Here is a 25528-nt window from a genome sequence, read left to right on the forward strand (position 1 = left end):
TGTGGAATAAGTCATATGCGAACTGGGTTTCTTATCGGAATGATTAAAGCGCGGCAATCTGTAAGCGTCCATCCCAACACAGGTTCCCGCCATGAAACAGTCCATGCTTGCTGCCATCGCCGAGTCCGCTCAGTCCCCTCTGGCCATCCGTCACATCGATCGCCCTGTTCCCGGTAAAGGGCAAGTACTGGTCAAGGTTCACGCCGCAGGAGTCAATCCGCTCGATACCAAAATCGCCGCCGGCGCAGGGGCTCATGCCCGCCAAGCGCTGCCGGCAGTGCTCGGCCTTGACCTCGCCGGTACGGTCGTCGAACTGGGTGAAGCGGTCGAGGGTTTCACCGTAGGCCAGGAAGTCTTCGGCATGCCCGGCGGGATCGGTGGTGCCCAAGGTACTATGGCCGAGTACATTGCCGTGGATGCCCGGCTGATCGCTGCCAAGCCACACACCCTCAACATGCGTGAGGCGGCTGCATTGCCTTTGGTGTTCATTACCGCATGGGAAGGTCTGGTCGATCGCGCCAATGTCCGCGCCGGTCAGCGTGTACTGATTCATGGCGGCGCAGGTGGAGTTGGCCAAGTGGCTGTGCAACTGGCTAAGGCTCGCGGTGCCGATGTCTACGCCACCGGTTCGGCGGGTAGTCTGGACTTCATTCGCTCGCTGGGGGCTACGGCGATCGACTATCAGGCACAGAGCGTTGAGGACTATGTCGAGCATTACACGACTGGTGAAGGATTCGACATTGTCTACGACACTGTCGGCGGCAGCACACTGGATGCTTCATTCAAAGCGGTGAAAGCTTATACAGGGCACGTGCTGAGTTGCCTCGGTTGGGGCCAGCATAGCCTGGCGCCGTTGTCGTTCAAAAGTGCAACCTACTCGGGCGTCTTCACCTTGGCGCCGCTGCTCACCGGCAAAGGACGCGAACACCACGGCGCTATTCTGCGCGAGGCCGCTGCGCTCGCGAATGCTGGTCAACTGACAATCCGCGTGGACCAACAGCATTTTGCGCTGCCAGACGTCAACGAGGCATTTCGCCAAGTCGCCGAAGGCCGCGGCAGGGGCAAGACGGTAATCCAGGTTGTAAGTGCGTAGCCCCTTGTAATCTCTTCAAAGCGCAATCGGCCAAAAGGCGTCCGCCTATGGCCGATTGCTGCCTGTCATGACTGACCGAAATCGAGTCCTCACGGCAGACAGCTCGGCCACTGGTCTCAAGTGTCATCTTATTGAGCAGCCCAATGCTTCATCTCTTCTGCAATGAAGTGATTCACCAGGTCGCTGTACATTTTCTCGATTGCATCCGGATTTAGGCCCTCCGCCTCTGCCCACTTGCGTCGAGTTAATAGCATGGCCTTGAACCGCTCTGGTGCACGAACTGAAGTCGCCGAGGTCTTGAACTTCGAGGCCGCGAGTACGTAGTGAAAGCGCTTGCCCAACAGCTGAATGACAGCCTGATCAAGGGCATCGATCTCGCGCCGGATTTCCTCCATGCCTGCACACGCTTCTGGCTGCAAATGATTGATGACTTCCATGTAGGGGGACTCCGTTTGTTGAATAAATCTTGGGACTTCATCGTCCTGTTCCGACAGTTAGCAGTCCTTAATGAATAGCTGCCCAATATGGGCTAAAACTGGCCCACCCTCGATTTCGCACCTGTTCAACCTTCTCCAGACCCACTAAATCTATTTATGGCGTCATCCCGCGATGATGTTGAATGCGGTAGCTGCCAACACCTCCCCGTTAACCATTAATTTCACCCCATGTCCCCCAGCAAAATGCTTGCGCGTCGTAAAGTCCTTAATTACTTGGCGCCGTCCAACCACCACACTCCCAAACCCCGGCAACACCACCGTCTTCAACTTGAAAACCTTCCCCGAAACCCCGCCATTTGCCTTCACATAGTCGATCGCATAATCAATCACCAGCCGTTGCTCTTCAGCCACCGTCGACTTCAGCACAAAAGACAGCGTAATCGCTTCTCCCAGCCTCACCACCGCCGGCTCAATCTTCACATCCAGCAACTCGACCTCAGGTTTTCCCCCGGCCCCAATCACGGTCAATGCACGCAAATCCCCCTGTTTGATCAGACTCCGCAACGCATGCTTTGCAATCCACGCCGTGTGTTTGTTTTCCAGCGACCAGCCTTCAATCGTGTCGAGCACCCACTCGGGATGCACCTTCGTCACGTCATTCAAATGATTCGCCACGGACTTGCGCACGTACAAGCTCTCATCCGCTTTCAACCGGTCCAGTATCCCGGCGGCCAACTGCGGATCCGCCTGCACCGCTTCCAGCCGAAACGACCACGGCAGGCGAGGGCGGCTGCCTTCGCTGGCGAGTCGGCGGACGTGGTGGTTTTCGTCCTGGGTCCAGTCGTGCATCCGTTCCAGCGAGCGTTCCAGGTCGCTGCGCAGGAAGTGGCGGATGGCGAATTCGGAGGAGCCGAAGGTGGTGAAGTACTTCAGGGCTTCCATGGAGGTATCGAACGCATGGCCGCCGTAGCTGGCGACGTAGTGCGGCAGGAACATGCTGACGAATCCACTGTTCAGTCGTGGTGCGAGTTCGCGCAGCACATCCAGGGAATCCTCGTAGTCCAGCGGCAGCACCGCATGCAGGCTTTCACTCACCCGCGCCATCCGCTGCATCACCGACAACTCAGCCAGCCCATCATTGGCATGCTTCAAAAACGCCTTGGCCTTAAACGCCGGGTACACGGCGCTCATTTCTGTGGCGATGTGTTGCAAACGCTCGGTGTTAAAGATCTCTTTCAGTGCCGGTGCCGCGGTTTCAGGTGCGCTCATGATCAGGTCATCGGCGTGCTGACGAACGCTTCAAGCGTTTCAGCGTAGGCAGTGTATTGGGCGATACGCGGATAGCGCGCCACATCGATCTGGTCGGGGACGACGAGGTCGGTGAAGCTCCAGGCGACGGCGAGACTGATGCCGGCCTGGGTGAGGGTGCCGTCGGTGGGTAAGCCGGTTTTTTCGAGTTCGTGTTCGAGGGCGGTGAAGGCGGCGGCGAGTTGGCCTTCGACGCGTTCGACCCACGGTTGGTATTGGATGTCGGCCGGGCGCAAGTTGCGTTCGTAGTAGAGTTGCACGGCTTTTTCGCAGGCGGCGAGGCTGAGGCCGATCAGGCGCAGGGCTTGGGCGCGCTGGCTCAAGTCTTTCGGCAGCAGGCTTTTGCCGGAGGCGGTTTCGAGGTAGTCGAGGATGAGGGTCGAATCCATGAGGACGACGCCGTCGTCGAGGATCAGGGTGGGCGCCTTGACCACCGGGTTGATCTGCTGGAATTGCTCGAAGTGGCGGAACACCGAGACTGACTCGTGTTCGAGGTCGATCCCTAAGCGTTTGGCGGAGATCGCCACGCGGCGCACGTAAGGGGAGTCCAGCATGCCGATCAGTTTCATGACGCGTTCCTTCAAGCCAAACCGGTGGGGTAGGCATAACCTAGCCGAGGTTGAAGGAATTGTCAGTCGTCGAATCCGGCTTGTTCGTGAATCTCATCGACATTCAATTCCAGTCGATAGGCCACGGCCACAAACAATGCCTGGCACAAACACAACGTCGCACTCAACGAACGAAAAGCCAGCGCACTTCCTTCATTGACCAACAACACGCTGTTGGCGCGTTTGGCCAGTGGCGAGAGGAGGCTGTCGGTGAGGATCAGGGTGCTGGCCTGTTGTTCGCGGGCGTGGCGCAGGCAGTGTTGGGTTTCCCTGGCGTAGGGGGTGAAGCTGATGGCGATGACCAGGTCGCCTTCGCGGACGCTGCGCATTTGTTCGCGGTAGCTGCCTCCAAGGCCGGAGACGAGGTGGATGCGTTTCTGAGTGTGTTGCAAGTTGTAAACGAGATAGTCGGCGACGGCGAAGGAGCGGCGCACGCCGACGACATAGATGTTGTCGGCGTTGACGATCAGGTCGACGGCTTTTTCGAAAGCAGTGTCGTCGAGTTCACGGCCCAGACGTTCGATGCCGCAAAGCGTGGCGTCGATGCACTCGCGGGCGAGGTCGCCGTCGCTGGCTTTCTGCGATTGGTTGGCGATCATGTTGCGGATGCGTTGCTGGTAGTTCTGCACCGGCGAGGCTTTGTGGGTGTAGGCGGTGCGGAACAGGGCCTGCATTTCGCTGAAGCCGCTGAAGCCGAAGCGCTGGGAAAAGCGCACGATGGCGGACGGGTGGACTTCGCATTCGCGGGCAATGTCGCTGATGCGGTCGACCATGATCCGGTCGCTTTGCTGGCTCATGTAGCTGGCAATGCGCTTAAGCTGGCGCGGCAGGGTTTCGTATTCTTCGGTGATCAGTTGCAGCAGACGCTCGGCAGTGATCGGGGGGCTGGCGAGGGTAGGCTCGTCGGTGGCCGGCAGATCGGGGCGGGGCATAAGTCATCCTTCTGGCTGATCGATAACGCTGTGGCGAGGTGTGGCTGATGTTAGTGGTGGTTTACCGGGTCTGCCTGGCTGAAACGATGCACTTGCAGGCGAAAAAATCGCGATCAAACGCAGCTTGGTTAGCCGTTTGTCTTCTATATACAGCCGCTCGACTGAATTTCTTGCTATAAACGCACTCCGATAACCGCAATGAAGCCTGTGTCAGAGCCATTTCCGGGCCTTGTCGGACAAATTCCCAGTATTTAGAGTTGCTGATGCCTGAAACGGGCCTTAGACTGCCGCCCCTCGTAAATTGAGTGCCGGGTGGCATTTGCAATAAACGATGCCTTTTCGTCGACCGGACACGGTTCGCCGGAACGCTCCCTATTTCGCCTTAATGCACGTTTTTTTATAGAGATATCAATGACAAAGGACAAGTTGCTGGCCATGCCGGCAGATGACTACATGAATGCTGAGCAACACGCTTTCTTCGCAGAGCTGTTGCAGAACATGAAAGTCGAAACCCACGAGCGCATTGAGCAAAACCGTATCGCCATCGAGAGCCTGGATACCCCGGCTGATCCGGCGGACGCGGCTTCGGTTGAAGAAGAGCGCACCTGGCTGGTCAACGCGATCGATCGCGACCAGCGCATGCTGCCGCAACTGGAACAAGCCCTTGAGCGCATCAAGGAAGACAGTTTTGGCTGGTGCGACGACAGCGGCGAGGCCATTGGCCTGAAGCGTCTGCTGATCAGCCCGACCACCAAGTACTGCATCGAAGCTCAAGAGCGTCACGAGCAGATCGATAAGCACCAGCGTCAGGCCTGATTCTGTGCGGTGACCCATGAATGTGGGTCACCCTGAAAAGATCGCAGCCTTCGGTAGCTCCTTTTAGAGCGGCTGAAGGCTGCGATCTTGTTTTTTCGTCTGCGATATTCCGGGCCGTTCCATTGACCTGCTGCAAGACATCACGACTAACGGACCATAGATAATGGCGTTGTAGTGGCGTTTAATGCAGTCACAATAATGAGAACAAGCGTGGGGTGTTGATATGACGAGAGATGGATCTCTGGTTGAGGCTTTGCCTGCACCAGTGCTTTTGCCGAAAAACCGCTGGATCGCACCGACCCTGCAAAGCATCGCCCTGATGCTGTTGGTGGCCGGCATGACGCTGGGTGAATGGTCGCTTTACGTTGGCATGCCCTTGGCGGTGCTGATTGTCTGGCTGCCGCGCCTGCGCACCCGAGCCGTCCCCGATGCACAGCCTGCCGACACCGGCAGCGCCATGTCCGAACTGACCCGCGACCTTTCCTACACCACCAGCCATAACGCCCTGTCGGCGGCCGGCGTGGCATTTTCGGTCAAGGAGCTGGCGAGCAAGCTCGAATCGCAACTCGATGCCGCGGCACGGATTGTCAGCAACGCCGAGGTGATGATCGCCACCGAGCACGCGACTTCGCAGCTCAGCCGCGATGCACTTGCAGCCGCCAGCGAGGCACATCACAGCAGTGCGGCGGGGCGCACCGAATTGATCGATTCGATTTCGCGCATGCGTCAGCTCAGTCAGCGCGCCAATGCCAGTCGTGAATTGATCGAAGCCTTGAGTCTGCGCAGCGATGACATTCAACGTGTGACGTTGGTGATCCAGTCGATTGCCAGCCAGACCAATCTTTTGGCGTTGAACGCGGCGATTGAAGCGGCGCGGGCTGGCGAGCATGGCCGCGGGTTTGCGGTGGTGGCTGATGAGGTGCGTGGGTTGGCGGCGCGGACGGCGTCGGCGACTGGCGAAGTGGGCGAGATGGTCGCCGACATTCAGCAACGCACCGCGCAAGTGGTGGAGCAGATCCGCGAGCTGTCCAGTGACTTGCACACTGGCGTCGAACAGGTCGAGCACACTGGCCAGCACCTGGAGAACATTGCTCGGCTGGCGGCCGGGGTGGAAAGTCAGGTCGGCGAAATCGCCCTTGGTGCCGAGACCAATCGTGAGCAACTCGACAGTCTGTTCAAGGCCATCGAGCAGATGCGCAGCGATCTGGCGATCAGCGATCAACAGACACGGCGCCTCGCCGATGCGGCGGTGCAGATGGAAGGGCAGGCAGAAACCATCAGCGAACGTCTCGCCGAAGTCGGTCTGGATGACTATCACCAGCGCATCTATGATCTGGCGCGCGAAGGGGCGAGTCAGATTGCGGCGCGTTTCGAGGCGGACGTCGAGCAAGGGCGGATCAGTCTCGAAGATCTGTTCGACCGCCAGTATCAGGCGATCGCGAATACTCAACCGACGAAGTATCAAACCCGATTCGACCGCTATACCGATCAGGTTCTGCCGGCGATTCAGGAACCGTTGTTGCCGCGCCACGAGGGTCTTGTATTCGCCATTGCCTGCACGCAGCAGGGGTATGTGCCGACGCACAATCAGGTGTTCAGCCAGGCACTGACTGGCGATGCGCAGGTCGATGCGGTCAACAACCGGACTAAACGCAAGTTCGCCGACCGCACCGGGATTCGCTGTGGCAGCCATCAGCAACCGGTGTTGTTGCAGACCTACACCCGTGACACCGGAGAGTTGATGCACGACCTGTCGGTGCCGATCACGATAAAGGGCCGACACTGGGGCGGCTTGCGGTTGGGCTATAAACCGGAAAGTCCGCGCTGATCGATTGTTACGCTAGATGCAATGAATATGTGCACGCGCGTTGCTGTTTGCGCTGCGGCGAAGTCATTAACATGCCTGCTTAGTTAGGTAGCTAATGAATTTCGGAGGTCCGCATGCAGTGCAGGGTTGATGTTGCCGTGATGATTGGCAGTGGCGTGCCCGCCGGTTTACGCGCGATGGGGCAAAGCGTTTGCTGGGTCGTTTTGCTCAACGGTGAGCGACGGGGCACCGCGTTTGCCAGTCGCGATGAGGCCGAGGAGTGCAGGGCTGCGTGGCTCGCGCAGTTAAAGGCGGAGGTTGGCGACAGCCTGCACTGATCGGGTCACTTGCCGTCGTGCAGGCGTACGTTCAGTTCATCGAAGACAATTGCCCTGTCGTCGTCTTTGCCAATCCACTCTTCAAGTGTCTGTTTTTGAGCTTGCGTCCAGAAATGCGCATCAACCAATTTGGTGTTGGCGTCCAGCGGATGCTTTTCGATGAAATCGTCGATTTGCGTATCCTCTGAAGGCAGCCCCAACTGATCGAACAGGGTTTTCAGGTTGTATGTTTCCAGATCCATCATGTGCTCCTTTTGCGCACGCCGGGATGGCGTAGTCGACACTCTCTCTATCTGAGGCAGCCACTGGCCAGGAGTTCGATTTGTAATTCGAGTGAGCGGGCGAGCGCGCAAGCCTCGTTATGATCCTCGCGGAAACCTCTTACACGGCCGGTCGACTTTTCTTTAATGTGAAAGAAAGCATTACCTGCAGGTACCACCTGAAAGCGTGGCGTCTGGTCGTTCGTTACGGATTCCGGCAGATCTTCCATACCGGTGATATGCAGGATCACAGGCGATTTGAGTCGGGCGTCAGCGGGCATGGCGAAATGAGTCAGAGTGCACATATGAAGTCCTTTTCATCAGTTGGCCGATATTTACAGGCCGTTGTGGGTAGTCTTAATGAGCATCGCTGCTCTAGAATCGCCAGTACCTGTTGACGACAGCGCTTATCTAAAGCAATTTTTCGCAAGCGATATGTCGGAAAAGAGCTTTTCTTCGTGAGAATTTTCCCTAAAGTTCGTAGTCAACTTTCTCTCATGGCGAGTGAGGATTTTTCCTTCAGGCTTTGGCGACGTTGGAGTGAGTTTCGCGAGTGACAATCCAGTAGTCTTACGAACCTCGCGTTGAACGAGCGCTCTGCTCAGTTCAGGTTTTTATTTGAGTCAATTGGCAGTGCCATCGGCCTGGCCGTTTTTTGCCGTGCGCGTTTCCCGTGTGCGGTTTTTCAGATGTGGGGATGTTTCTTTGGCAGTCAGTAATCTCGATATGCATGCTTTGTTCGTGCTGGGTGATTTGCGTGCAAAGCTGGTCAAGCAGTTCCAATCGCGTTTTGTTTACATCACCGAGCAAAGCGCGGAAGGCATTTACGTTGCCGAGATCGACACGCAAAGTGCGTTGGTAGTCGATGACAAACCTGGGCTGAAGCTCAAGGTCGGCGACCACTTCAGTGCATCGGTCTTGCCCAGCCGTGAAGGTGGCAAGATGGATATCCGTTTTCGTGAAATAAAACTCACGGTTTATGGGCTTGGCGATTACGCCTTCGTTGATAGCGCTGATGGCCATGCGATCCTGTTCAAGGAAGGTCACAGCGTGGTGACCGTGTTCGCCGCCAATGAGCAATTGCAGGAAGGCCTGACCAAGACTCTGAAAGCCGTCACTGGCAAAGCCGCGAAGTGGCGCAAGGGCGAACTGGTGACCTTCAAGGCCAGCGAGTGATCGGTGGTTTGAGTCGCGCCGATTTTCATTCTCAGAACATCGACAAGGCGCGTGATGATGCCGGGCGATTGTTTGCCATGAAGGCCGAGTTGCAAGGCGCGTGGCTGGGATGGGTGGCCTCGCAGATCTATGCGTTGCGTCCAGCGGAATACGCCAGCATGGTCAGACGCGAGCTGCAAAGCTTGCAGGAAAAGTCTGAAAGCTAACCTCGTCTGGGGCCAGCCCCTGAAAAAGCAGGAACCTCGTCTACAGTCAGTTGACTGAGTATTCAGAGGCTTGCGGTCTTCTGTCAGGCCATCCTGTCATTGCTGTGAACAGCACGAGGTGTAATGCATGAACGGATTTCGACGGTTATTGGCCGCCAGCGTGGCGACATTCGGCCTGCTGGCGTCAGCGCAATCGACGATGGCAGCACAGGCGCCGATCCATTTCGCCGACCTGAATTGGGAAAGCGGCAGCCTGATCACCGATGTCTTGCGGATCATCGTCGAGAAGGGCTACGGGTTGCCAACCGACACCTTGCCCGGCACCACCATTACCCTGGAAACCGCGCTGGCCAACAATGACATTCAGGTCATTGGCGAGGAGTGGGCTGGGCGCAGTCCGGTGTGGGTCAAGGCCGAGGCTGAAGGCAAGGTGGTGAGCCTGGGCGATACGGTCAAGGGCGCCACCGAAGGCTGGTGGGTGCCGGAATACGTGATCAAGGGTGACCCGGCCAAGGGCATCAAGCCGCTGGCGCCGGACTTGCGCAGTGTCAGTGATCTGAAAAAATACAAGGACGTGTTCAAGGACCCGGAAAACCCGAGCAAGGGGCGTTTCCTCAACAGCCCGATTGGCTGGACTTCAGAAGTGGTCAACAAGCAGAAGCTCACGGCTTACGGGTTGCAGGACGACTTCACCAATTTCCGCAGTGGCTCGGGTGCCGCGCTCGACGCCGAAATCAGTTCTTCTATTCGTCGCGGTAAACCGGTGCTGTTTTATTACTGGTCGCCGACGCCGTTGCTCGGCAAGTTCAAACTGGTGCAGCTGGAAGAGCCGCCGTTTGATGCCGAGGCATGGAAAACCCTGACTGACGCCGATAATCCCAACCCGAAACCCACCCGCTCGCTGGCGTCGAAACTTTCGATTGGCGTGTCTACGCCATTCCAGAAGCAGTATCCGCAGATCGCCGAGTTCTTCAGCAAGGTCGATTTCCCGATTGCTGAGCTGAACAAGGCGTTGGCCGACATGAGCGAGAAGCACACCGCACCGCGTCAGGCGGCTGAGGCATTCATGAAGGCGCATCCGGATGTGTGGCAGGCGTGGTTGCCGAAGGATGTGGCGGATAAGGTTTCGGTTGATCTGAAATAGAGGGTTGAGGCCCCTGGCCTCATCGCGGGCAAGCCCGCTCCCACAGGTTTTTCTGTCGAATACAAAATATGTGTACGACACCAGTCACTGTGGGAGCGGGCTTGCCCGCAATGCTTTTAGAACCTGGTCTGCACCGCCAATTCAAAGGTGCGTGGTGTACCCAGGTAATACGCCGGCGATACATGCGCAAACTCGGCATACACCTCATTCGTCAAGTTACGCACCCGACCGGTCACGGTGGTGTGCGAATCGACCTTGTAACTGAGGAAGCTGCCAAACAGCGTGTACGACGGCACGGTGAGGGTGTTGGCGCTGTCGGCAAATACCGATGCGACGTATCGCGCATCGACCCCACCTTGCCATTGCGGCGAAAAATCATAAGTCAGCCAGAGATTGCCAACCCGGTCCGGGACATTGGTGGGCGTGTTGCCCTTGCGCGAAACCACGGCGCCCGTGGCGTTTTTTTCGGTGAAATCATCGTACTGCGCGTCAACCCAGGCGAAATTGCCCTCGGCCAGCAGTCTGTCGGTAATGCGCAAGGAGCTGGCAATCTCGATCCCTTTTGACGTCTGCTGGCCCACCGCAATGCTGCGGGTCGGGTCCAGTGGATCGGTGACGGCGAAGTCCTTTCGCTCAATGGTGTAAGCCGCCACAGTCGCCGAGCCTCGCCCGTTCAGGTAGTCGAATTTGCTGCCGATTTCCCATTGCTTGCCGGTCGATACGTCGAAGTCCTGTGTGCCATTGGGTTGCTCGGCCGCGGTGCTGTATTGCACGTAGACGTTGGCCGAAGGGATGAATTGGTAAGTCAGGCCTGCACGCCCCGTGACAGGCTCCCAACTGCGCTTGAGGTACCTTGGATTGGCGGCGGTCACGGCGCGGTGGTTGGTCACGTCGAGGTCGATGTCGTCATAACGCAGGCCGGTGAGCAGCGACAGTTTGTCGGTCAACGCCAGACGGTTTTCCACGAACAGCGCTTTGGTGGTGACCTCGTTGGTCTTGTCACTGATCAACGCGGGGTTGGTGCCGGGAATGTCGTAGAAATACCCGGGACGATAGTGGCTCGGGTTTACCGCGCTCGCGTCTTTTATGTTGAGCGGCGAGTTGGTGGTTTGGTTGACCTTGTATTCGAAACCGCCGGACCACGTCGTATCAAGTCCCAACAAAGTGTTGTCGTGGCGCAGTTCGAACTGGTTGCCGTTCTGTTCGCCTTGGTGTCGCACCTGGTACGCCGTCGAACGATTCACTGCCGAGTTGTCGGCGTTGTATTTGTAGGTCTCGAGATTGCGGTAATCGCGTTGGCTGTCGAGGTGATACAGCGTGTTGCGCAGGGTGGTGCTGTCGTTGATCCGGTAGTCGATGATCGACCGCACCCAGATTGTCCGCTGTTCGTAGCGGCCGTCCTCGACGTTGTAGTTGTTGAAGCGATTGTGTTTATCAATCTTCAACTCGCCGGCCTTGGGGTTAAGTACGGGCGTGCCCCAGTAAGGGCTGTCTTCGTGTTCGTCCTGATACTCCAGGGCCAGGGTATGCGACAGGTTTGGTGTGAAATCGCTGAGTATGGAAAACGCCACGCTCCAGGCATCGCGCTCCTGTCGATCGATGTAGCCATTGCTGGTGTTGTGGCTGACGTCCAGGCGCGCGTAGTGCTGCACCTCGCTGCCTGGATCGGTCAGCGCATGGTTGAGGCCGAACGCGGTTTCGGTGGTGTCGTAGGTGCCGTAACTGACCCTGCCTTCAACGGCCTGTTCATCGCGGGTCGCCAGTTTGGTCACGTAGTTCAACGAACCACCGACTGAACCTGCGCCATTGATCAGCGACGACGGACCGCCCACCAACTCCACTCGGTCATAGATCCACGCATCGACAGGACGGGCGAGGCCTCCGGAAACGTTGATGCCGTTGAACATCTGCGTGATCTGGCTGCTGGTGAAGCCGCGATAGGAGATGAATCCGCCGAAGCCTGGCGGTGCGCTGGCATTGACGCCGGGGAGGGTGTTGGCGGCGTCCTGGAAGTTCTGTGCGCCGTGGCGCTCGATGTCGTTGCGATTGGCGATGGCCACCGAAGCGGGTGTTTCGCGGACGCTCAAGCCGAGTCGCGAAGCCATGCCGCTGGACTGGTCGAGGCTCAGGCCCGGTTCGCTGCCGGATTCGCCATCAATGTTGATCGGCGCCAGTTCCATGGTGGATTGCGCCCAGACGTTAACGGACAGGCAGCCGCACAGGCTCGCCAGCAAAGTGAGTTGTTTCATCATTGAATCCTGAATGCATGTCTAGGAGTCAGCGCACAGGCAAACGCCGCGCGTTGGCGCAGTGGGCCGACAAATCAAAAAGGCAGGAACACTCAGGCGAGCGGTGGGGCGCGTGGGTTGGCCGAGGGCCAGGTGAAGCGGGCGGGGAGGTCGGCACTGGCGATGGGCGCCAGCGGCGGGCTGTGTTGTTCCGGGAGGATCGCCAGGGTCAGGCTGGAGTTGAACGCCGGACCCATGCCGCCGCCGACAGAACACAGCGGACAGCCGAAGGATTTGGACAGAGTCGGCAGTTGTTCTTCGCTGGGATTGGAGGCCAGCGGCGCTTGAGTCGCCGGGTCGACTGTACAGAACTGGCCGCCGATGCCGTTGAGCTGCATGCCGACCATTTGCCCGTGACCGATGCTGCAAGCGAACACGTTGAACAGGACGCAGCAATAGAGCATCCAGGCCAGCAGTGATCGATCGGAACGGGAGAATTTCATGGGGCGGCACTTTACCTTACCGCTGATCGGTCGTGCACTTGAAAAAAATGCGACTAGGATGATTTGTTCAAATCCCTTTCAAGGATTTCAACCATGACCTTTGTGTTGGCTCAATGGCTGGTGACAGTGTTTGCGGTGATCAGCCTGGTGCATGTGTATTGGGCGTTGGGTGGGCAATGGGCGGCGGTGGCGGCAGTTCCGCAGGTTCCGGTGGAAGGTTTGGTGGCGACGCTACGACCGGCGTTCAAGCCATCGGGATGGCTAACGTTGTTGGTGGCGGCTGTGTTATTGGCGATTGCCGCGCTGGTGTGTCTGCGGGTCGGGTGGGGCGTGGCGCCGGTACATCACAAGGCGTTGCAGTGGGTGATCAGTGTAATTGCGCTGCTGATGTTTGCCCGGGCGATTGGTGATTCGCATCTGGTGGGGTTTTTCAAGGAGGTGAAGGGCTCACGTTTTGCGCGGCTGGATACGTGGGTTTATTCGCCGTTGTGTGCGGTGTTGGGGGCGGGGTTGTTGGCGGTGGCTTGGGTTTGAGGCTGAGCAGATTTATGTGATGACCGGGCCTGCCCGCGAAGAGGCCAGTCCCGGCACCACAAAGTCTGAATTCAGCTACCGCTTTCACTGGAGCGACTACTCACTTCCGCCGGCACATCATCTCCGGCCATGCGTTTGCGGAACAACGCCGCCCGCGCCAGTAGCAACGTGGTCACCGGGACCGTGATTGCCAGTAAAATCGGAATCAACCAGGCATGCAGCACCGGCCCGGACTTCAGCGCTGAAAAGCAAATGATCGAGGCCAGCGCCACACACCACGCTCCCAGCGTCGACGCCAGTGCCGGCGGGTGCATGCGCTGGAAGTAGTCCTTCATCCGCAGCAATCCGATTGCGCCGATCAAGGCAAACACGCCGCTGAGCACCAGCAGGATCGCCACAGGAATCTCAACCCAAAGAGACAGTTCCGCGTTCATTCGATGACCTCGCCACGCAGCAGGAATTTCGCCAGGGCAAACGAACCGACGAAGCCGAACAGCGCGATCAGCAGCGCCGCCTCAAAGTAAGTGTCACTGGAATAGCGAATGCCCAGAGTCAGCATCATCAGCATCGCAACGATGTATAGATAGTCCAGCGCCAGTACCCGATCCTGCGCCGATGGCCCTTTGAACAGACGCAACAGCGTCAGCAGCATGGCCAGACAGAATAGAAACAGCGTCAGCAGAATCGCATTCGAGAGTAATGGGCTCATTCGAAAATCTCCATCAGCGGCCGCTCGTAAGTGCTCTTGAAGTGCTCGATGAATTGCGCTTCGTCATCCAGATCCCATACGTGTACCAGCAGAATGCTGCGATCCAGCGCCAGTTCTGACCACACCGTGCCGGGCACTACCGTGCAGATCATCGACAATGTCGCCAGACCATGGGCGTCTCGCAGCTCCAGCGGCACTTTGATGAAGCTGGAGCGCGGCGGACGACGACCTGCATTCAGTACACCCCAAGCGACGATCAAGTTGGACATCACCACATCACGACCAACCAGAAGGAGCAGCCGCACGATTGTCCATGGACGGCGGATACGCACTTGCTTGGGACGCAATTTGCGCATCATCAACGGCGCAGCGAAACCAAGTATTGCGCCGAGCAACAGGTTACCGGGGCTGATTGACAGGTTCAGCGTCAGCCACAAGATACACAGCGCCAATGAAAGCAAAGGTGCCGGAAATACACGCTTCATGGCTGCACCTCCAACAGGGCGGCCTTGCTTTCCGGGCTCGGTACGGCGCGAGTGCCGAGCACGGCATTGACGTATTGCTGGGGATTATTCAATGCGTCAGCAGTGGCCTGGGTGTAAAGCATCAGCGGCTCGGCCTTGAAGGTCAGGACGATGCTCAGCCCCAGCAGCAGGAAAATCGGCGCACATTCGAGTTTGCGCAGCAGCGGTGAAGGGCGCTCTTCTGGCGTCCAGAAGCGCTGGATGCCGAGACGCGAGAATGCCATCAACGCTGCCAGGCCAGACAGGATCAACAGCGCCAGCAGCGCCCATGCCGCGTTGGAAATCGGCGCGGCGGTGCCCAATCCCAGCGGATTGAGTAACGCGCTGATCAGGTTGAGTTTGCCGATGAAACCGGACAGCGGCGGCATGCCGATGATGAGCAGGGCGCAGGCGATAAAGCTCAAGCCGAGAAACGCCATGGTCCATGGGATGACCTGGCCGACCACGGCTTTCTGCTCGTCGTCGAGGTTGATGCCTTTGGGCGGTTGCAGGGATTCCTGTGGTCGCGGCAGCAATTCGCTTTCGTCTTCCAGTGGGATTTCGTTGGCTGAGCGCGAACGCTCGATCAACTCGGCCAGCAGGAACAGCGCACTCAACGCCAGCGTCGAACTGACCAGATAGAACAACGCCGCACCGATCAGGTTCGGCTGCGCAAAGCCGACGGCCGACAGCAGGATCCCCGCCGACACCAGAATGCTCAGGCTGGCCATGCGCTCAAGGCGTTGTGCGGCAAGTATCGCCAGCGCCGCGCAGGCCATGGTCACCATGCCGCCGTAGATCAGCCAGTCACCACCGAAGAACGCCGAGGCTCCGGCTTGGGCGGAGAACAGCAGCGTCCACAGGCGCAGCAGGGTGTACACGCCGACCTTGGTCATGATCGCGAACATCGCCGCTACCGGTGCGCTGGCCGAAGAGTAGGCCGGCACCAGCCAGAAGTTCAGCGGCCACATGCCGGCCTTGGCCAGGAACGCTACCGCGAGAATGCCTGCGCCGGCGTGCAGCAAGCCTTGGTCGGCTTCCGGAACCAGCGGAATTTTCACCGCCAGATCGGCCATGTTCAGGGTGCCAGTGACGCCGTAGATCAACGCCGCGCCGATCAGAAACAGCGACGAGGCGAGCAGGTTGATCGAAATGTAATGCAGCCCGGACGAAACCCGTGCCCGGCCCGAGCCATGGAGCAAGAGGCCATAAGAGGCGGCCAGCAGCACTTCAAAGAACACGAACAGGTTGAACAGGTCAGCGGTCAGGAACGCGCCATACAAACCCATCAACTGGATCTGGAACAACGCGTGGAAGCTAGATCCTGCGCCGTCCCAACGTGCCATCGCAAACAGCAGGGCGCTGACGCCAATGACCCCGGTGAGCACCAGCATCAACGCCGAGAGGCGATCAACCACCAGCACGATGCCGAACGGCGCCTGCCAGTTGCCCGGCAGGTAAACGCCGATTGAGCCTGGCACGCCGGTGGTTTGCGTCCATTGCAGCAGCATCACAGAAATGAACAGGCCGAGGAGGCTGGAGAACAGGTTGATTTTCGCCTTCAGCGGGCGGTGCCGCTCGCCGAGCATCAGCATGATCGCGGCAGTCAGCAGCGGCAGCAGAATCGGTGCGGCGATCAGGTGAGTCATCGCCATCATTCTTTAGGCTCCCGGCCGTCGACGTGGTCGGTGCCGGTCAGGCCGCGCGAGGCGAGCAGAACGACGAGGAACAATGCGGTCATGGCGAAGCTGATGACGATTGCGGTCAATACCAGTGCCTGCGGCAGCGGATCGGTGTAGTGCAGCAAGTCCTGGGTCACGCCGTCCTTGATCACCGGCTCCTTGCCGATGAACAGGCTGCCCATGCTGAAGATGAACAGGTTGACCGCGTAGGACAGCAGGCACAGGCCCATGACCACCTGGAACGTACGTGGGCGCAGGACCAGCCAGACGCCGGAGGCGGCGAGAATGCCAATGGCGATTGCGATGACTTCTTCCATCAGACGGCTCCTTTGCTGGCGACGGCCTTGGGCAGGGACGCGTTCTTGTGACCACGCACCGACTGGTGGGCGAGAGCGGTGAGGATCAATAGCGTCGAGCCGACCACCACGCCGTACACGCCAATGTCAAAGAACAGCGCGCTGGCGATATGGATGTCACCCAGCAGCGGCAGGGTGAAATGCCAGGTGTGGGTGGTGAGGAACGGATATCCGGCCACCATCGCACCAAGCCCTGTGGCGGTGGCAAAGAGCAGCCCCGTGCCCATCCAGCGCAGTGGCCGCAGGCTCATTTGTGCCTCGACCCACTGCGTACCGGCGACCATGTATTGCAGGATGAACGCCACCGACATCACCAGCCCGGCGACAAATCCGCCGCCCGGCTGATTGTGTCCGCGCATGAACAGGTAGAACGACACCACCAGCGCAATCGGCAATAGCAGACGCACCAGCACCGCCGGGACCATCATGAAGCCGAGCGCGGTGTCGCTGGCCGAACGCGGGTTGACCAGGTCGGTGACCACGTCCGGTGCCAGCAAGCGCTGCTGGGCCGGCAGTTGCAGGCTTTCTTTCGGAGGACGGAAGCGGCGTAGCAGGGCGAACACCGTCAATGCCACAGCGACCAGCACGGTAATTTCACCCAGGGTGTCGAAACCTCGGAAGTCCACCAGCATCACGTTGACCACGTTGCTGCCGCCGCCCTCAGGCAGAGCGCGACTGAGGTAGAACGAGGAAATGTCATTCGGCGTCTGCCGCGTGAGCATTGCGTAGGACAGCAGCGCCATGCCGGCGCCTACCGCAATCGACAGCATCAAGTCGCGCAGACGGCGAATGCGTGCCTTGCGCAGCGTGCTCGGCAGTGGCGAAACCTCTTCGATCCGACGTGGCAACCAGCGCAGCCCCAGCAGGATCAGCACGGTGGTCACCACTTCGACGGCCAATTGCGTCAGCGCCAGATCCGGAGCGGAGAACCAGACGAAGGTCACGCAGGTCATCAAGCCGCAGACGCTGACCATGGTCAGGGCAGCGAGACGGTGATACTTGGCCTGCCACGCGGCGCCGAGGGCGCAAGCAATCGCCAGCAGCCACAGGGTCACGAAAACGATCGAGCCCGGAATCTTCGGCCGGTCACCCCAGCTCAGGCTGCTGTGCAGCATCGGAATCAGGCCCGCGAGCACAGCCGCGAAGACCATGAGGAACAATTGCATTTGCAGGCGTCGGGTGCCGAGCCGGCGTTCAACGCGCCGGGCCATGCGCATCATCACTACCAGACTGCGCTCGAACAGGCGCTTGCCGTTGAAGCGTCCCACCAGTGGCGGGTATTTGAAGCGTCCGTGTCTGAACTGATTACGCAGTAACAGGTAAAGCACGATGCCACCGGACATGGCGATCAGGCTCATGATCATCGGTGCGTTCAGGCCGTGCCAGATTGCCAGGCTGTACTCCGGCAAGGTGCCGCCCACTACGGGCTGCGCGGCGGCGGCGAGCAGCGGGCCGACCACTTGTGCCGGGAAAATCCCCACGATCAGGCAGGTAAACACCAGCAACTCGACCGGTGCACGCATCCAGCGCGGCGGCTCGTGCGGGGTGTGGGGCAGGTCGGTTGCCGGTGGGCCGAAGAACACATCGACGGTGAAACGCAGGGAATAGGCGACGCTGAATGTACCGGCAATGGTTGCGACAATCGGCAGCGCGGCTTCGACCCACGCCGTGGCATTGATGAACACGGTTTCGGCGAAGAACATTTCTTTCGACAGGAAGCCGTTGAGAAGCGGCACGCCGGCCATCGAGGCGCTAGCAACCATCGCCAGCGTTGCGGTAAACGGAATCAGCTTGATCAGACCGCTGAGCTTGCGGATGTCGCGGGTGCCGCTCTCGTGGTCGATGATGCCCGCGGCCATGAACAGCGAGGCCTTGAACGTGGCGTGGTTGAGGATATGGAATACCGCGGCAACGGCGGCCAGCGGACTGTTCAGGCCCAGCAGCAACGTGATCAGGCCCAGGTGGCTGATGGTTGAGTAGGCGAGCAAGCCTTTGAGGTCGTTCTGGAACATTGCGCAATACGCGCCGAGCAACAGCGTACACGCGCCAGCGCCGCTGACGATGTAGAACCATTCTTCACTGCCGGACAGCGATGGCCACAGGCGTGCGAGCAGGAAAACCCCGGCCTTGACCATGGTCGCCGAGTGCAGATACGCCGAGACCGGTGTGGGCGCCGCCATAGCGTGGGGCAGCCAGAAGTGGAAGGGAAACTGGGCGCTTTTGCTTAAGGCGCCGATGAGAATGAGGGGTAACAGGATTGGGTAGAGGGCATGTGCGCGAATCAGGTCGCCGGCGGCCAGGACCTTGTCAAGGTCATAGCTGCCGACGACATGGCCGAGGATCATGACCCCCGCCAGCAGGCACAGTCCGCCGGCGCCTGTGACCATCAGCGCCATGTAAGCGCCACGACGGGCATCGGAGCGGTGGTGCCAGTAACCGATCAGCAGGAAAGAGAAGAGGCTGGTCAGCTCCCAGAAAAACACGATCTGGATGAGGTTGCCGGAGATCACCAGGCCAAGCATGGCGCCCATGAACGCCAGGAAAAATGCGAAGAATCGCGGCACCGGATCGTCCGGTGACATGTAGTAGCGGGCATATAAAGAGACGAGTGAGCCGATCCCGAGTACCAGTATCGAGAACAGCCAGGCGAAACCGTCCATGCGCAGAACGAAGTTCAGCCCGAGACTGGGTAACCACATGAATTCTTCGCGAATGACGCCGCCATTGGCGATCTGCGGGTACAACAAAGCCACCTGGACGACGCCGATCAGAGCGACCAGACCTGCCAACAGGGATTCGGTGTTACGCGCATTGTGTGGCAGCACCGCTGCCAGACAGCTGCCAATGAATGGCAGAAGCAGTAGAACTATCAGGGACATAGGCTTCTAATCTGCGGAAGTTTGTGAAGCATCATACGTGCCAGCTCCCCGATCACCAAACGCCAGGATGTCTCAGAATCCTACAAAGTAGTCTGGATATTTGTGTTTGGCCTTGTTTCATGGGCGAAAAAAGATCGCAGCCTGCGGCAGCTCCTACAGGAAAACGCATTCCAATGTAGGGGCTGGCGAAGGCTGCGATCTTTTGATCTTCAAGATCCTCAGCGCTCAGTCTCGCGGTCAAAATCCTCCAGCACTTCCTCCGAATGCTTACCCTTGGTCTTCAACTCACTGACGATCACCGCCGCCACAATCAACCCGGCGCCCAACAGAGCAATCGCCGGCAAGCGCTCGCCAGCAAGCCGCCCGACAATCCCTGCCCATACCGGCTCACCGGCGTAGATCAGCGTCGCTCGCGTCGGCGAAACACTCTTCTGCGCCCAGTTCATCGCGACCTGAATAGCCGCACTCGCCGCGCCCAGGCCCAAAGCCGTTGCGAGCAGCAGCCAGGAAAAATCCGGAAGCGCTTCGCCAGTCGGCACCACCATCAAAAATGACAACACCGAGGTCGTTGCCAGTTGCACCACGGTCACCCGGCGCACATCCACCTGGCCGGCGTAGGTGCTGATCAAAATGATTTCAGCAGCAATGGCTACGGCGCTGATCAGTGTGGCGATTTCACCGGGGCTGAAATTCAGCGAGGCTCCGGACGGCCCCGACAACAGCATCAATCCGGTAAACGCCAGCATGATGCCAATGCTCGGCATCAAACCCGGTCGCCGCCCCAGCACCAGCCATTGCAGCAACGGCACGAACGGGACGTACAACGCAGTAATGAACGCCGACTGACTGCTTGGAATTGTCTGCAACCCGACCGTCTGCAGGCCGTAACCGAGCATGATTGCTACGCCAATGAAGGCGCCGGCCTTGAGTTCAAACAAGGTCAGCTCACGCAGGTGCCGCCACGAAAAAAGCGCGACGATGGCCGCTGCGGCGGCAAAGCGCAGGCCGACGAAGAACATCGGGCCGCTGACGGTCATCGCATGCTGCACCAGCAAAAAGGTGCCGCCCCAGATCATGGTGATCACCACCAGCACGCACTCGGCCTTGCTGAAGCGGGAGAAACGAGGGGAGGTATCGGAGCGATTCACTGACGTCATGTCCTTGCGCGCGGGAGAAAGAGCGACGCACAATGCGCCAAATGTTGCGCAGTATACTGCCCAACCCCACCGAGTGAGCAATATAGTGCACAAAGATTCCAGCCAACGCGCCTCCGTCCTGCAACACGTCAGCCAGAACGTCCGGCGCTTGCGGCACGCTGCCGACATGAGCCAGACCGCGCTGGCGGAAAAGTCCGGAGTGAGTCGGAGGATGCTGGTGGCGATCGAGGCGGGCGAAAAGAACGTCAGCCTGACCACCCTCGATCGCGTCGCCGAAGCACTCGATGTTGCCTTCAGCGATTTGATCCAGGCCCCCGACGCGCGCGATCCGAGCCGCATCAACGAAGTGGCGTGGGCCGGGAGCATCCCCGGCAGCAAAGCCGTGTTGCTGTCCAAAGCCACCGCTACCCGCGAAGTCGAGCAATGGGAATGGTGCCTGCAACCGGGCGAGGTCTATCCGTCGCAACCGGACGCCGATGGCTGGAGTGAACAGATTTATGTATTTGAGGGTTGCCTGACGTTGATGCTTGGCGATCATGCGCAGCAGATCGGCACGGGGGAGTTCTTCATGTTTGCCAGTAATCAGCCGCATGCCTATCGCAATGACGGGCCGGTGGCGGCGCGGTTTGTGCGTAATGTGGTGATTTGAATGAACCAGCACGCAGACATTCTGATCATCGGCGGTGGCCTCAGCGGCACGATGCTGGCGGTGCAGTTGTTGCGTCGGCCAGGCCAGCGCCGGATTCTGGTCATTGAGCCGCGCGCGGAACTCGGCCGTGGTGAGGCCTATAGTGCGGTGGAGTTGGGCCACACGCTCAATGGCAACGCGGCGCGGATGAGCGTCGATCCGGAGAACCCGGATGACCTGACGCAATGGCTGGCCGAGCACATCGCTACGGGCGGCTGGCCCGAGTCTGCCGAGCAACAGGTGCCGGTCAGTGAACTGTTCCCGCCGCGCGGAATGTTCGGTGTTTACGTGCAGCAGCGTTTAGCCGAAGCACGAGAGGACGGCGCGCAGCAGGGTTCGACCGTCGAGCACATCCGCGCAGAAGCCGTCGATCTGCAAATCGATACGGATTCAGTGCAGCTCACCCTGGACAATGGCCAACAATTGCACGGCGCGTACGCAGTACTCGCCACCGGCATGTTCCCGGCCGCGCGCACACCGCAGACGCAATCCAGTGGTCTCAACGCCGCCGCTCTGGACCCGTGGAATGTAGCGGCCATGCGTCAGCTCGATGCGCAATCGAGCGTGCTGATCATCGGTTCCGGCCTGACCATGGTCGATGCCGTGGTATCGCTGGAGCAGGCTGGGCATCGTGGGCCGATCGAGGTGTTTTCCCGTCATGGCTTGCTGCCCCATGTTCGTCGACAACCGCCGGGCTGGGTAGATTTTCTTGCTGAAGACCACGGCATTCGTTCCCCCCGACAGTTACTGCGCGAGTTGCGACGGCATTGCCGCGACGCCATCGCACAAGGCATCGATTGGCAAGCGCCACTGGACACGGTGCGTGCACACATCGGCCGACTTTGGAGCCAGGCGACTGACGTGCAGCGTCGACAATTCGTACGTCATGTGCGGCCTTGGTGGGAAAGCCATCACCATCGTTCGCCACCGTTGAGTGCGCAGTTGGTCGAGCGTCTGCATAGCGAAGGGCGGTTGCGCATTCACGCAGCTTCGTTCAAAGGGCTTGAGCCTTGCGCGGAGGGTGGTGTGAGTATTCGCATCCGTCCGCGGGGTGAAGCGCAAACCTGCGTGGTACATGGCGCAGCGCTGATCAACTCCAGCGGTATCGAATATGACTGGCGTCGTGTGGCGCGACCGTTGCCACAGCAATTGTTGGCGCGGGGTCTGGTGCAGCCTGGGCCTTTGGCGTTAGGGATTACGGCAGCGCCTGACGGAGCTGTTGTGGACGAACACGGGCAAGCAGCGAGTCGCTTGTTCGCAATGGGCCCGCCGTTGCGCGGGATGTGGTGGGAGAGTACGGCGGTGACGGATGTGGCGTTGCAGGCGAAGGCGTTGGCGGCGCGGTTGACGGATTGAGAGAGGCTGCGGGGTTGAGGGTGAACGTTCGGCCGTCATCGCTGGCAAGCCAGCTCCCACAGGGTTTTGCGTTGAGCACAAGATCTTTGCCTGACACAAATTCCTGTAGGAGCTGCGGCACGCTGCGATCTTTTGATTTTGACCTTTAAAAACAAGATCAAAAGATCGCAGCGTGCCGCAGCTCCTACAAGGGTGTCTTGTGGCCGAACCTTACGCCACCACTCGATAGCACGGCACATACGCCGCGCCGCCCGGCAGTTTCATCCGGTGCTGGGCGACGAAGGCTTTGAGCAGTGCGTCGAGCGGTTGCATGATCGCGGCGTCACCACGGATCTGGTACGGGCCGTGTTCCTCGATCAGACGAATGCCCTTGTCCTTGACGTTACCGGCCACGATCCCTGAGAACGCCCGGCGCAGGTTGGCCGCGAGTTCATGCGGTGGCTGGTCGCGGTGCAGTTTCAGGTTGGCCATGTTTTCGTGGGTCGGATCGAACGGACGCTGGAAGCCCTCGTCAATCTTCAGCAGCCAGTTGAAGTGGAACGCGTCGTTACGCTCGCGGCGGAACTGCTTCACGGCTTTAAGGCCCTGGGTCATCTGGCGCGCGACTTCAGTCGGGTCGTCGATGATGATTTCGTAGTGCTGCTTGGCCGCTTCACCGAGGGTCGCGATGACGAACGCGTCGAGCTGCTCCAGATACGGTGCAGCATGTTTCGGCCCGGTCAGGATGACCGGGAACGGCAGGCCCTCGTTGTCCGGATGCATGAGGATGCCCAGCAGGTAGAGGAACTCTTCCGCCGTACCGGCACCGCCCGGGAAGATGATGATGCCGTGGCCGACACGCACGAACGCTTCCAGACGTTTCTCGATGTCCGGCAGGATCACCAGCTCATTGACGATCGGGTTTGGCGCTTCGGCAGCGATGATGCCCGGCTCGGTCAGACCGAGGTAGCGACCGCCGTGAATACGCTGTTTGGCGTGGGCGATGGTCGCGCCTTTCATCGGGCCCTTCATCACGCCGGGGCCGCAGCCGGTGCAGATGTCGAGGCTGCGCAGGCCCAGTTCGTGGCCGACTTTCTTGGTGTATTTGTATTCTTCGGTATTGATCGAGTGACCGCCCCAGCACACGACGATTTTCGGCTCGACACCCGGGCGCAGGGTGCGGGCATTGCGCAGCAGGTGGAAGACGTAGTCGCTGATGCCTTGCGAGGTGCTGAGATCGATGCGTTGGCTGTCGAGTTCGTTTTCGGTGTAGACGATGTCTCGCAGGGCGCTGAACAGCATTTCCCGGGTGCTGGCGATCATTTCGCCGTCGACGAAGGCATCGGCCGGAGCGTTCAGCAGCTCAAGGCGCACACCGCGATCCTGCTGGTGAATGCGGATTTCGAAGTCCTTGTAGGCTTCAAGAATGGTCTTGGCGTTATCGACATGAGCGCCGGTGTTGAGGATGGCCAGGGCGCACTGGCGGAACAGGGTGTAGGTGCTGCCGGATCCGGCTTCGCTCAGTTGCTGCACTTCACGTTGAGAAAGGGTTTCCAGGCTGCCTTTGGGGCTGACCGAAGCATTGATTACGTGTCGTTGGGTCATGCAATGATCCTTAAAACGATGTCATCCCAGAACCAGGCGAATGGCATCCGAATAGTGTGTATCCATGAATGAAGATGGCACGATCTGCGCTATACCGCCATGTCCCCGTTGGACGATGAAAAGATGAAAAGGGGCCCCAGCATAGCTAAATCCATCGCAGAGGCGATAATGCGCGGGCCCGTTTTTCAGTTGTGCCTCTTTTTCTTGCTCAAGGAAGTCATTAGTGATGTTCGAGATTCAGCCGATGGACGCCGCCACTTTTCGCCAGCAGACTCGCCGCAGCACGCTGATCATCGCCGTGCTGTTCCTGGTGCTGGCGATGCTGTTTTCAACGGTGGCGGTGCAGCTGTTCGGAGAACCGGGCGGCGATAACCTGCGGTTTAATGTCGGCGGGGTTTTTCTGGCATTTCTGCTGACGGCGGCATTGCTGCGCGGGCGCTTCTGGAATCAGAGCTGGATGGCGCCGGCGGTGTATAGCTGGCGGCTCAAGCGCAATTTGATGAGCGTGACCAATGTGATGCATCAGGTGACGGCGGCAGTGGAAAAGAACGACCTGATCGCGATGAAAGTGTTGCGCTTCTATCATCAGGGGCTGACGCAGATGCATGAACTGGATGGTAACTCCAGCGATCATGCGCAGTTGCATCGTGAAGTCGAACAGCACAAAGAGCGGATGCAAGCGCTGGGTCTCGATGTCGACCAGCCACGCCTTGATCCGGCGTGGCTGGAGGCCTTGAAGCCTGCGTCGCGTTAAATCGAAATACGGCTGGCTCGGCGCAGTTTCCACGAGTGGATCAATCGCCCGTAAACCAGCAGGTTGATCATCAGCACCACGCTGCCTAGCACCAGTTGAATCTGCGGTGTAAGCCCGGCCGGGTAGATGATCGGCCAGATGTAATGTTCGATGAAACCGCCGGCGTACTCGGTTTGCCCGGCGGCGTGGCGCATCAGGTTTTCCCAGTAGGTCAGGGGGCAGGTCAGGTGCAACACCTCGACCGCGAAGCCCCACGCGGCGGCCGGCAAGTGCAGCCACATCAGTCGCGGCCACTTGAGCACCAGCAGTCCGCCGAACAGCACGAATAGAATGAACAGCAAATGAAACAGCACCAGCCCGTCGGCTGCGATTCGGTACAGCATGTCGTCTCCCTGACGCATTTGTGATGGGTGCCATGTTACGCCAGCCGCGGCTCACGGACGGCGCGATTTAGCGCAATTGTTAACCGG

28 protein-coding genes are annotated in these 25528 nt (G+C 59.2%); 11 read left to right on the forward strand and 17 right to left on the reverse strand.

Going from position 1 to position 25528, the window contains the following annotated elements:
* Nucleotides 1–91: 91 nt before the first annotated feature.
* Nucleotides 92–1093, forward strand: a complete 1002-nt coding sequence (locus tag AB4P92_RS27525) for a zinc-dependent alcohol dehydrogenase family protein (protein ID WP_210623623.1) — start codon at nucleotides 92–94, stop codon at nucleotides 1091–1093.
* A gap of 128 nt (nucleotides 1094–1221) precedes the next feature.
* Here AB4P92_RS27525 and AB4P92_RS27530 read toward each other — a convergent pair whose 3' ends face one another.
* The 4 genes from AB4P92_RS27530 to AB4P92_RS27545 form a co-directional block, all read right to left on the reverse strand.
* Nucleotides 1222–1530, reverse strand: coding sequence for an isochorismate lyase (locus AB4P92_RS27530; RefSeq protein ID WP_210623621.1), 309 nt, complete (start codon nucleotides 1528–1530; stop codon nucleotides 1222–1224).
* A 162-nt stretch (nucleotides 1531–1692) separates the two neighbouring features.
* Entirely contained in the window at nucleotides 1693–2799 is a 1107-nt protein-coding gene (locus AB4P92_RS27535) for a DNA alkylation repair protein (RefSeq protein ID WP_395598481.1), read from the reverse strand.
* Nucleotides 2800–2801: 2 nt separating this feature from the next.
* On the reverse strand, nucleotides 2802–3407 hold the full coding sequence (locus AB4P92_RS27540; RefSeq protein WP_395598482.1) for a glutathione S-transferase: 606 nt from the start codon (nucleotides 3405–3407) through the stop codon (nucleotides 2802–2804).
* Nucleotides 3408–3469: 62 nt separating this feature from the next.
* Nucleotides 3470–4378 (reverse strand): MurR/RpiR family transcriptional regulator, encoded by a 909-nt coding sequence (locus AB4P92_RS27545; RefSeq protein ID WP_395598483.1) that lies wholly within the window; start codon nucleotides 4376–4378, stop codon nucleotides 3470–3472.
* A gap of 411 nt (nucleotides 4379–4789) precedes the next feature.
* Between AB4P92_RS27545 and AB4P92_RS27550 the strand changes: the two genes are divergently transcribed.
* The 3 genes from AB4P92_RS27550 to AB4P92_RS27560 all read left to right on the forward strand — a co-directional run bounded on the left by AB4P92_RS27550 (nucleotide 4790) and on the right by AB4P92_RS27560 (nucleotide 7339).
* Nucleotides 4790–5194, forward strand: a complete 405-nt coding sequence (locus AB4P92_RS27550) for a TraR/DksA C4-type zinc finger protein (RefSeq protein ID WP_047301757.1) — start codon at nucleotides 4790–4792, stop codon at nucleotides 5192–5194.
* Between the two features lie 604 nt (nucleotides 5195–5798).
* The gene (locus tag AB4P92_RS27555) at nucleotides 5799–7022 is read left to right on the forward strand and encodes a methyl-accepting chemotaxis protein (RefSeq protein ID WP_395599709.1); all 1224 of its coding nucleotides are present in this window, start codon (nucleotides 5799–5801) and stop codon (nucleotides 7020–7022) included.
* Between the two features lie 113 nt (nucleotides 7023–7135).
* Nucleotides 7136–7339, forward strand: coding sequence for a hypothetical protein (locus AB4P92_RS27560; protein WP_042559582.1), 204 nt, complete (start codon nucleotides 7136–7138; stop codon nucleotides 7337–7339).
* Nucleotides 7340–7344: 5 nt separating this feature from the next.
* On the opposite strand, the gene AB4P92_RS27565 is transcribed toward AB4P92_RS27560, so the two are convergent.
* Both AB4P92_RS27565 and AB4P92_RS27570 read right to left on the reverse strand, forming a co-directional pair.
* On the reverse strand, nucleotides 7345–7581 hold the full coding sequence (locus AB4P92_RS27565) for a DUF2789 family protein (protein ID WP_047301755.1): 237 nt from the start codon (nucleotides 7579–7581) through the stop codon (nucleotides 7345–7347).
* 47 nt (nucleotides 7582–7628) lie between these two features.
* The gene (locus tag AB4P92_RS27570; protein WP_042559580.1) at nucleotides 7629–7904 is read right to left on the reverse strand and encodes a hypothetical protein; all 276 of its coding nucleotides are present in this window, start codon (nucleotides 7902–7904) and stop codon (nucleotides 7629–7631) included.
* A 400-nt stretch (nucleotides 7905–8304) separates the two neighbouring features.
* Here AB4P92_RS27570 and AB4P92_RS27575 point away from each other — a divergent pair, with 400 nt between their 5' ends.
* The 3 genes from AB4P92_RS27575 (at nucleotide 8305) to AB4P92_RS27585 (ending at nucleotide 10125) form a co-directional block, all read left to right on the forward strand.
* Nucleotides 8305–8775, forward strand: coding sequence for a hypothetical protein (locus tag AB4P92_RS27575; protein ID WP_080896030.1), 471 nt, complete (start codon nucleotides 8305–8307; stop codon nucleotides 8773–8775).
* A gap of 8 nt (nucleotides 8776–8783) precedes the next feature.
* A complete protein-coding gene (locus AB4P92_RS27580; protein ID WP_047302082.1) occupies nucleotides 8784–8981 on the forward strand; it encodes a hypothetical protein in 198 nt (65 codons plus the stop codon).
* A 127-nt stretch (nucleotides 8982–9108) separates the two neighbouring features.
* Nucleotides 9109–10125 carry an ABC transporter substrate-binding protein gene (locus tag AB4P92_RS27585; RefSeq protein WP_261736999.1) on the forward strand — a complete coding sequence of 339 codons (1017 nt, stop codon included), beginning with the start codon at nucleotides 9109–9111 and terminating at the stop codon, nucleotides 10123–10125.
* A gap of 116 nt (nucleotides 10126–10241) precedes the next feature.
* On the opposite strand, the gene AB4P92_RS27590 is transcribed toward AB4P92_RS27585, so the two are convergent.
* Both AB4P92_RS27590 and AB4P92_RS27595 read right to left on the reverse strand, forming a co-directional pair.
* The gene (locus AB4P92_RS27590) at nucleotides 10242–12374 is read right to left on the reverse strand and encodes a TonB-dependent receptor (protein WP_395598484.1); all 2133 of its coding nucleotides are present in this window, start codon (nucleotides 12372–12374) and stop codon (nucleotides 10242–10244) included.
* 92 nt (nucleotides 12375–12466) lie between these two features.
* Nucleotides 12467–12856: a DUF2946 domain-containing protein gene (locus AB4P92_RS27595; protein WP_261736997.1), complete on the reverse strand. Its 390-nt coding sequence runs from the start codon at nucleotides 12854–12856 to the stop codon at nucleotides 12467–12469.
* A 93-nt stretch (nucleotides 12857–12949) separates the two neighbouring features.
* Here AB4P92_RS27595 and AB4P92_RS27600 point away from each other — a divergent pair, with 93 nt between their 5' ends.
* Nucleotides 12950–13390, forward strand: a complete 441-nt coding sequence (locus AB4P92_RS27600) for a DUF3995 domain-containing protein (protein ID WP_042559575.1) — start codon at nucleotides 12950–12952, stop codon at nucleotides 13388–13390.
* A gap of 71 nt (nucleotides 13391–13461) precedes the next feature.
* On the opposite strand, the gene AB4P92_RS27605 is transcribed toward AB4P92_RS27600, so the two are convergent.
* From AB4P92_RS27605 to AB4P92_RS27635, 7 genes are all read right to left on the reverse strand, one after another.
* Nucleotides 13462–13824, reverse strand: a complete 363-nt coding sequence (locus AB4P92_RS27605) for a Na+/H+ antiporter subunit G (protein WP_042559574.1) — start codon at nucleotides 13822–13824, stop codon at nucleotides 13462–13464.
* The gene (locus AB4P92_RS27610) at nucleotides 13821–14099 is read right to left on the reverse strand and encodes a K+/H+ antiporter subunit F (RefSeq protein ID WP_042559573.1); all 279 of its coding nucleotides are present in this window, start codon (nucleotides 14097–14099) and stop codon (nucleotides 13821–13823) included. The genes AB4P92_RS27605 and AB4P92_RS27610 overlap by 4 nt, the downstream gene beginning before the upstream one ends.
* Nucleotides 14096–14584, reverse strand: coding sequence for a Na+/H+ antiporter subunit E (locus AB4P92_RS27615; protein WP_261736996.1), 489 nt, complete (start codon nucleotides 14582–14584; stop codon nucleotides 14096–14098). Before AB4P92_RS27615 ends, AB4P92_RS27610 begins: the two co-directional genes overlap by 4 nt.
* Nucleotides 14581–16260, reverse strand: a complete 1680-nt coding sequence (locus AB4P92_RS27620) for a monovalent cation/H+ antiporter subunit D (RefSeq protein WP_261736995.1) — start codon at nucleotides 16258–16260, stop codon at nucleotides 14581–14583. Before AB4P92_RS27620 ends, AB4P92_RS27615 begins: the two co-directional genes overlap by 4 nt.
* Nucleotides 16257–16601, reverse strand: a complete 345-nt coding sequence (locus AB4P92_RS27625) for a Na+/H+ antiporter subunit C (protein ID WP_252867777.1) — start codon at nucleotides 16599–16601, stop codon at nucleotides 16257–16259. The genes AB4P92_RS27620 and AB4P92_RS27625 overlap by 4 nt, the downstream gene beginning before the upstream one ends.
* Nucleotides 16601–19519, reverse strand: a complete 2919-nt coding sequence (locus AB4P92_RS27630; protein WP_261736994.1) for a monovalent cation/H+ antiporter subunit A — start codon at nucleotides 19517–19519, stop codon at nucleotides 16601–16603. The genes AB4P92_RS27625 and AB4P92_RS27630 overlap by 1 nt, the downstream gene beginning before the upstream one ends.
* Nucleotides 19520–19737: 218 nt before the next feature.
* Nucleotides 19738–20676, reverse strand: a complete 939-nt coding sequence (locus tag AB4P92_RS27635) for a DMT family transporter (protein ID WP_042559569.1) — start codon at nucleotides 20674–20676, stop codon at nucleotides 19738–19740.
* An 85-nt stretch (nucleotides 20677–20761) separates the two neighbouring features.
* On the opposite strand from AB4P92_RS27635, the gene AB4P92_RS27640 reads away from it, so the two are divergent.
* Together AB4P92_RS27640 and AB4P92_RS27645 are read left to right on the forward strand one after the other, a co-directional pair.
* On the forward strand, nucleotides 20762–21325 hold the full coding sequence (locus AB4P92_RS27640) for a helix-turn-helix domain-containing protein (RefSeq protein ID WP_042559568.1): 564 nt from the start codon (nucleotides 20762–20764) through the stop codon (nucleotides 21323–21325).
* Nucleotides 21326–22720 carry an FAD/NAD(P)-binding protein gene (locus AB4P92_RS27645; RefSeq protein ID WP_395598485.1) on the forward strand — a complete coding sequence of 465 codons (1395 nt, stop codon included), beginning with the start codon at nucleotides 21326–21328 and terminating at the stop codon, nucleotides 22718–22720.
* A gap of 210 nt (nucleotides 22721–22930) precedes the next feature.
* On the opposite strand, the gene ppnN is transcribed toward AB4P92_RS27645, so the two are convergent.
* Nucleotides 22931–24304 carry a nucleotide 5'-monophosphate nucleosidase PpnN gene (gene ppnN, locus AB4P92_RS27650; protein WP_042559566.1) on the reverse strand — a complete coding sequence of 458 codons (1374 nt, stop codon included), beginning with the start codon at nucleotides 24302–24304 and terminating at the stop codon, nucleotides 22931–22933.
* Nucleotides 24305–24530: 226 nt separating this feature from the next.
* Here ppnN and AB4P92_RS27655 point away from each other — a divergent pair, with 226 nt between their 5' ends.
* Nucleotides 24531–25058, forward strand: coding sequence for a DUF3087 family protein (locus AB4P92_RS27655; RefSeq protein ID WP_395598486.1), 528 nt, complete (start codon nucleotides 24531–24533; stop codon nucleotides 25056–25058).
* On the opposite strand, the gene AB4P92_RS27660 is transcribed toward AB4P92_RS27655, so the two are convergent.
* The gene (locus AB4P92_RS27660) at nucleotides 25055–25441 is read right to left on the reverse strand and encodes a DUF2784 domain-containing protein (RefSeq protein ID WP_395598487.1); all 387 of its coding nucleotides are present in this window, start codon (nucleotides 25439–25441) and stop codon (nucleotides 25055–25057) included. The genes AB4P92_RS27655 and AB4P92_RS27660 overlap by 4 nt on opposite strands.
* Between the last annotated feature and the right edge of the window lie 87 nt (nucleotides 25442–25528).

Source organism: Pseudomonas sp. A0308, assembly GCF_044218815.1.
Taxonomy (GTDB): domain Bacteria; phylum Pseudomonadota; class Gammaproteobacteria; order Pseudomonadales; family Pseudomonadaceae; genus Aquipseudomonas; species Aquipseudomonas iridis.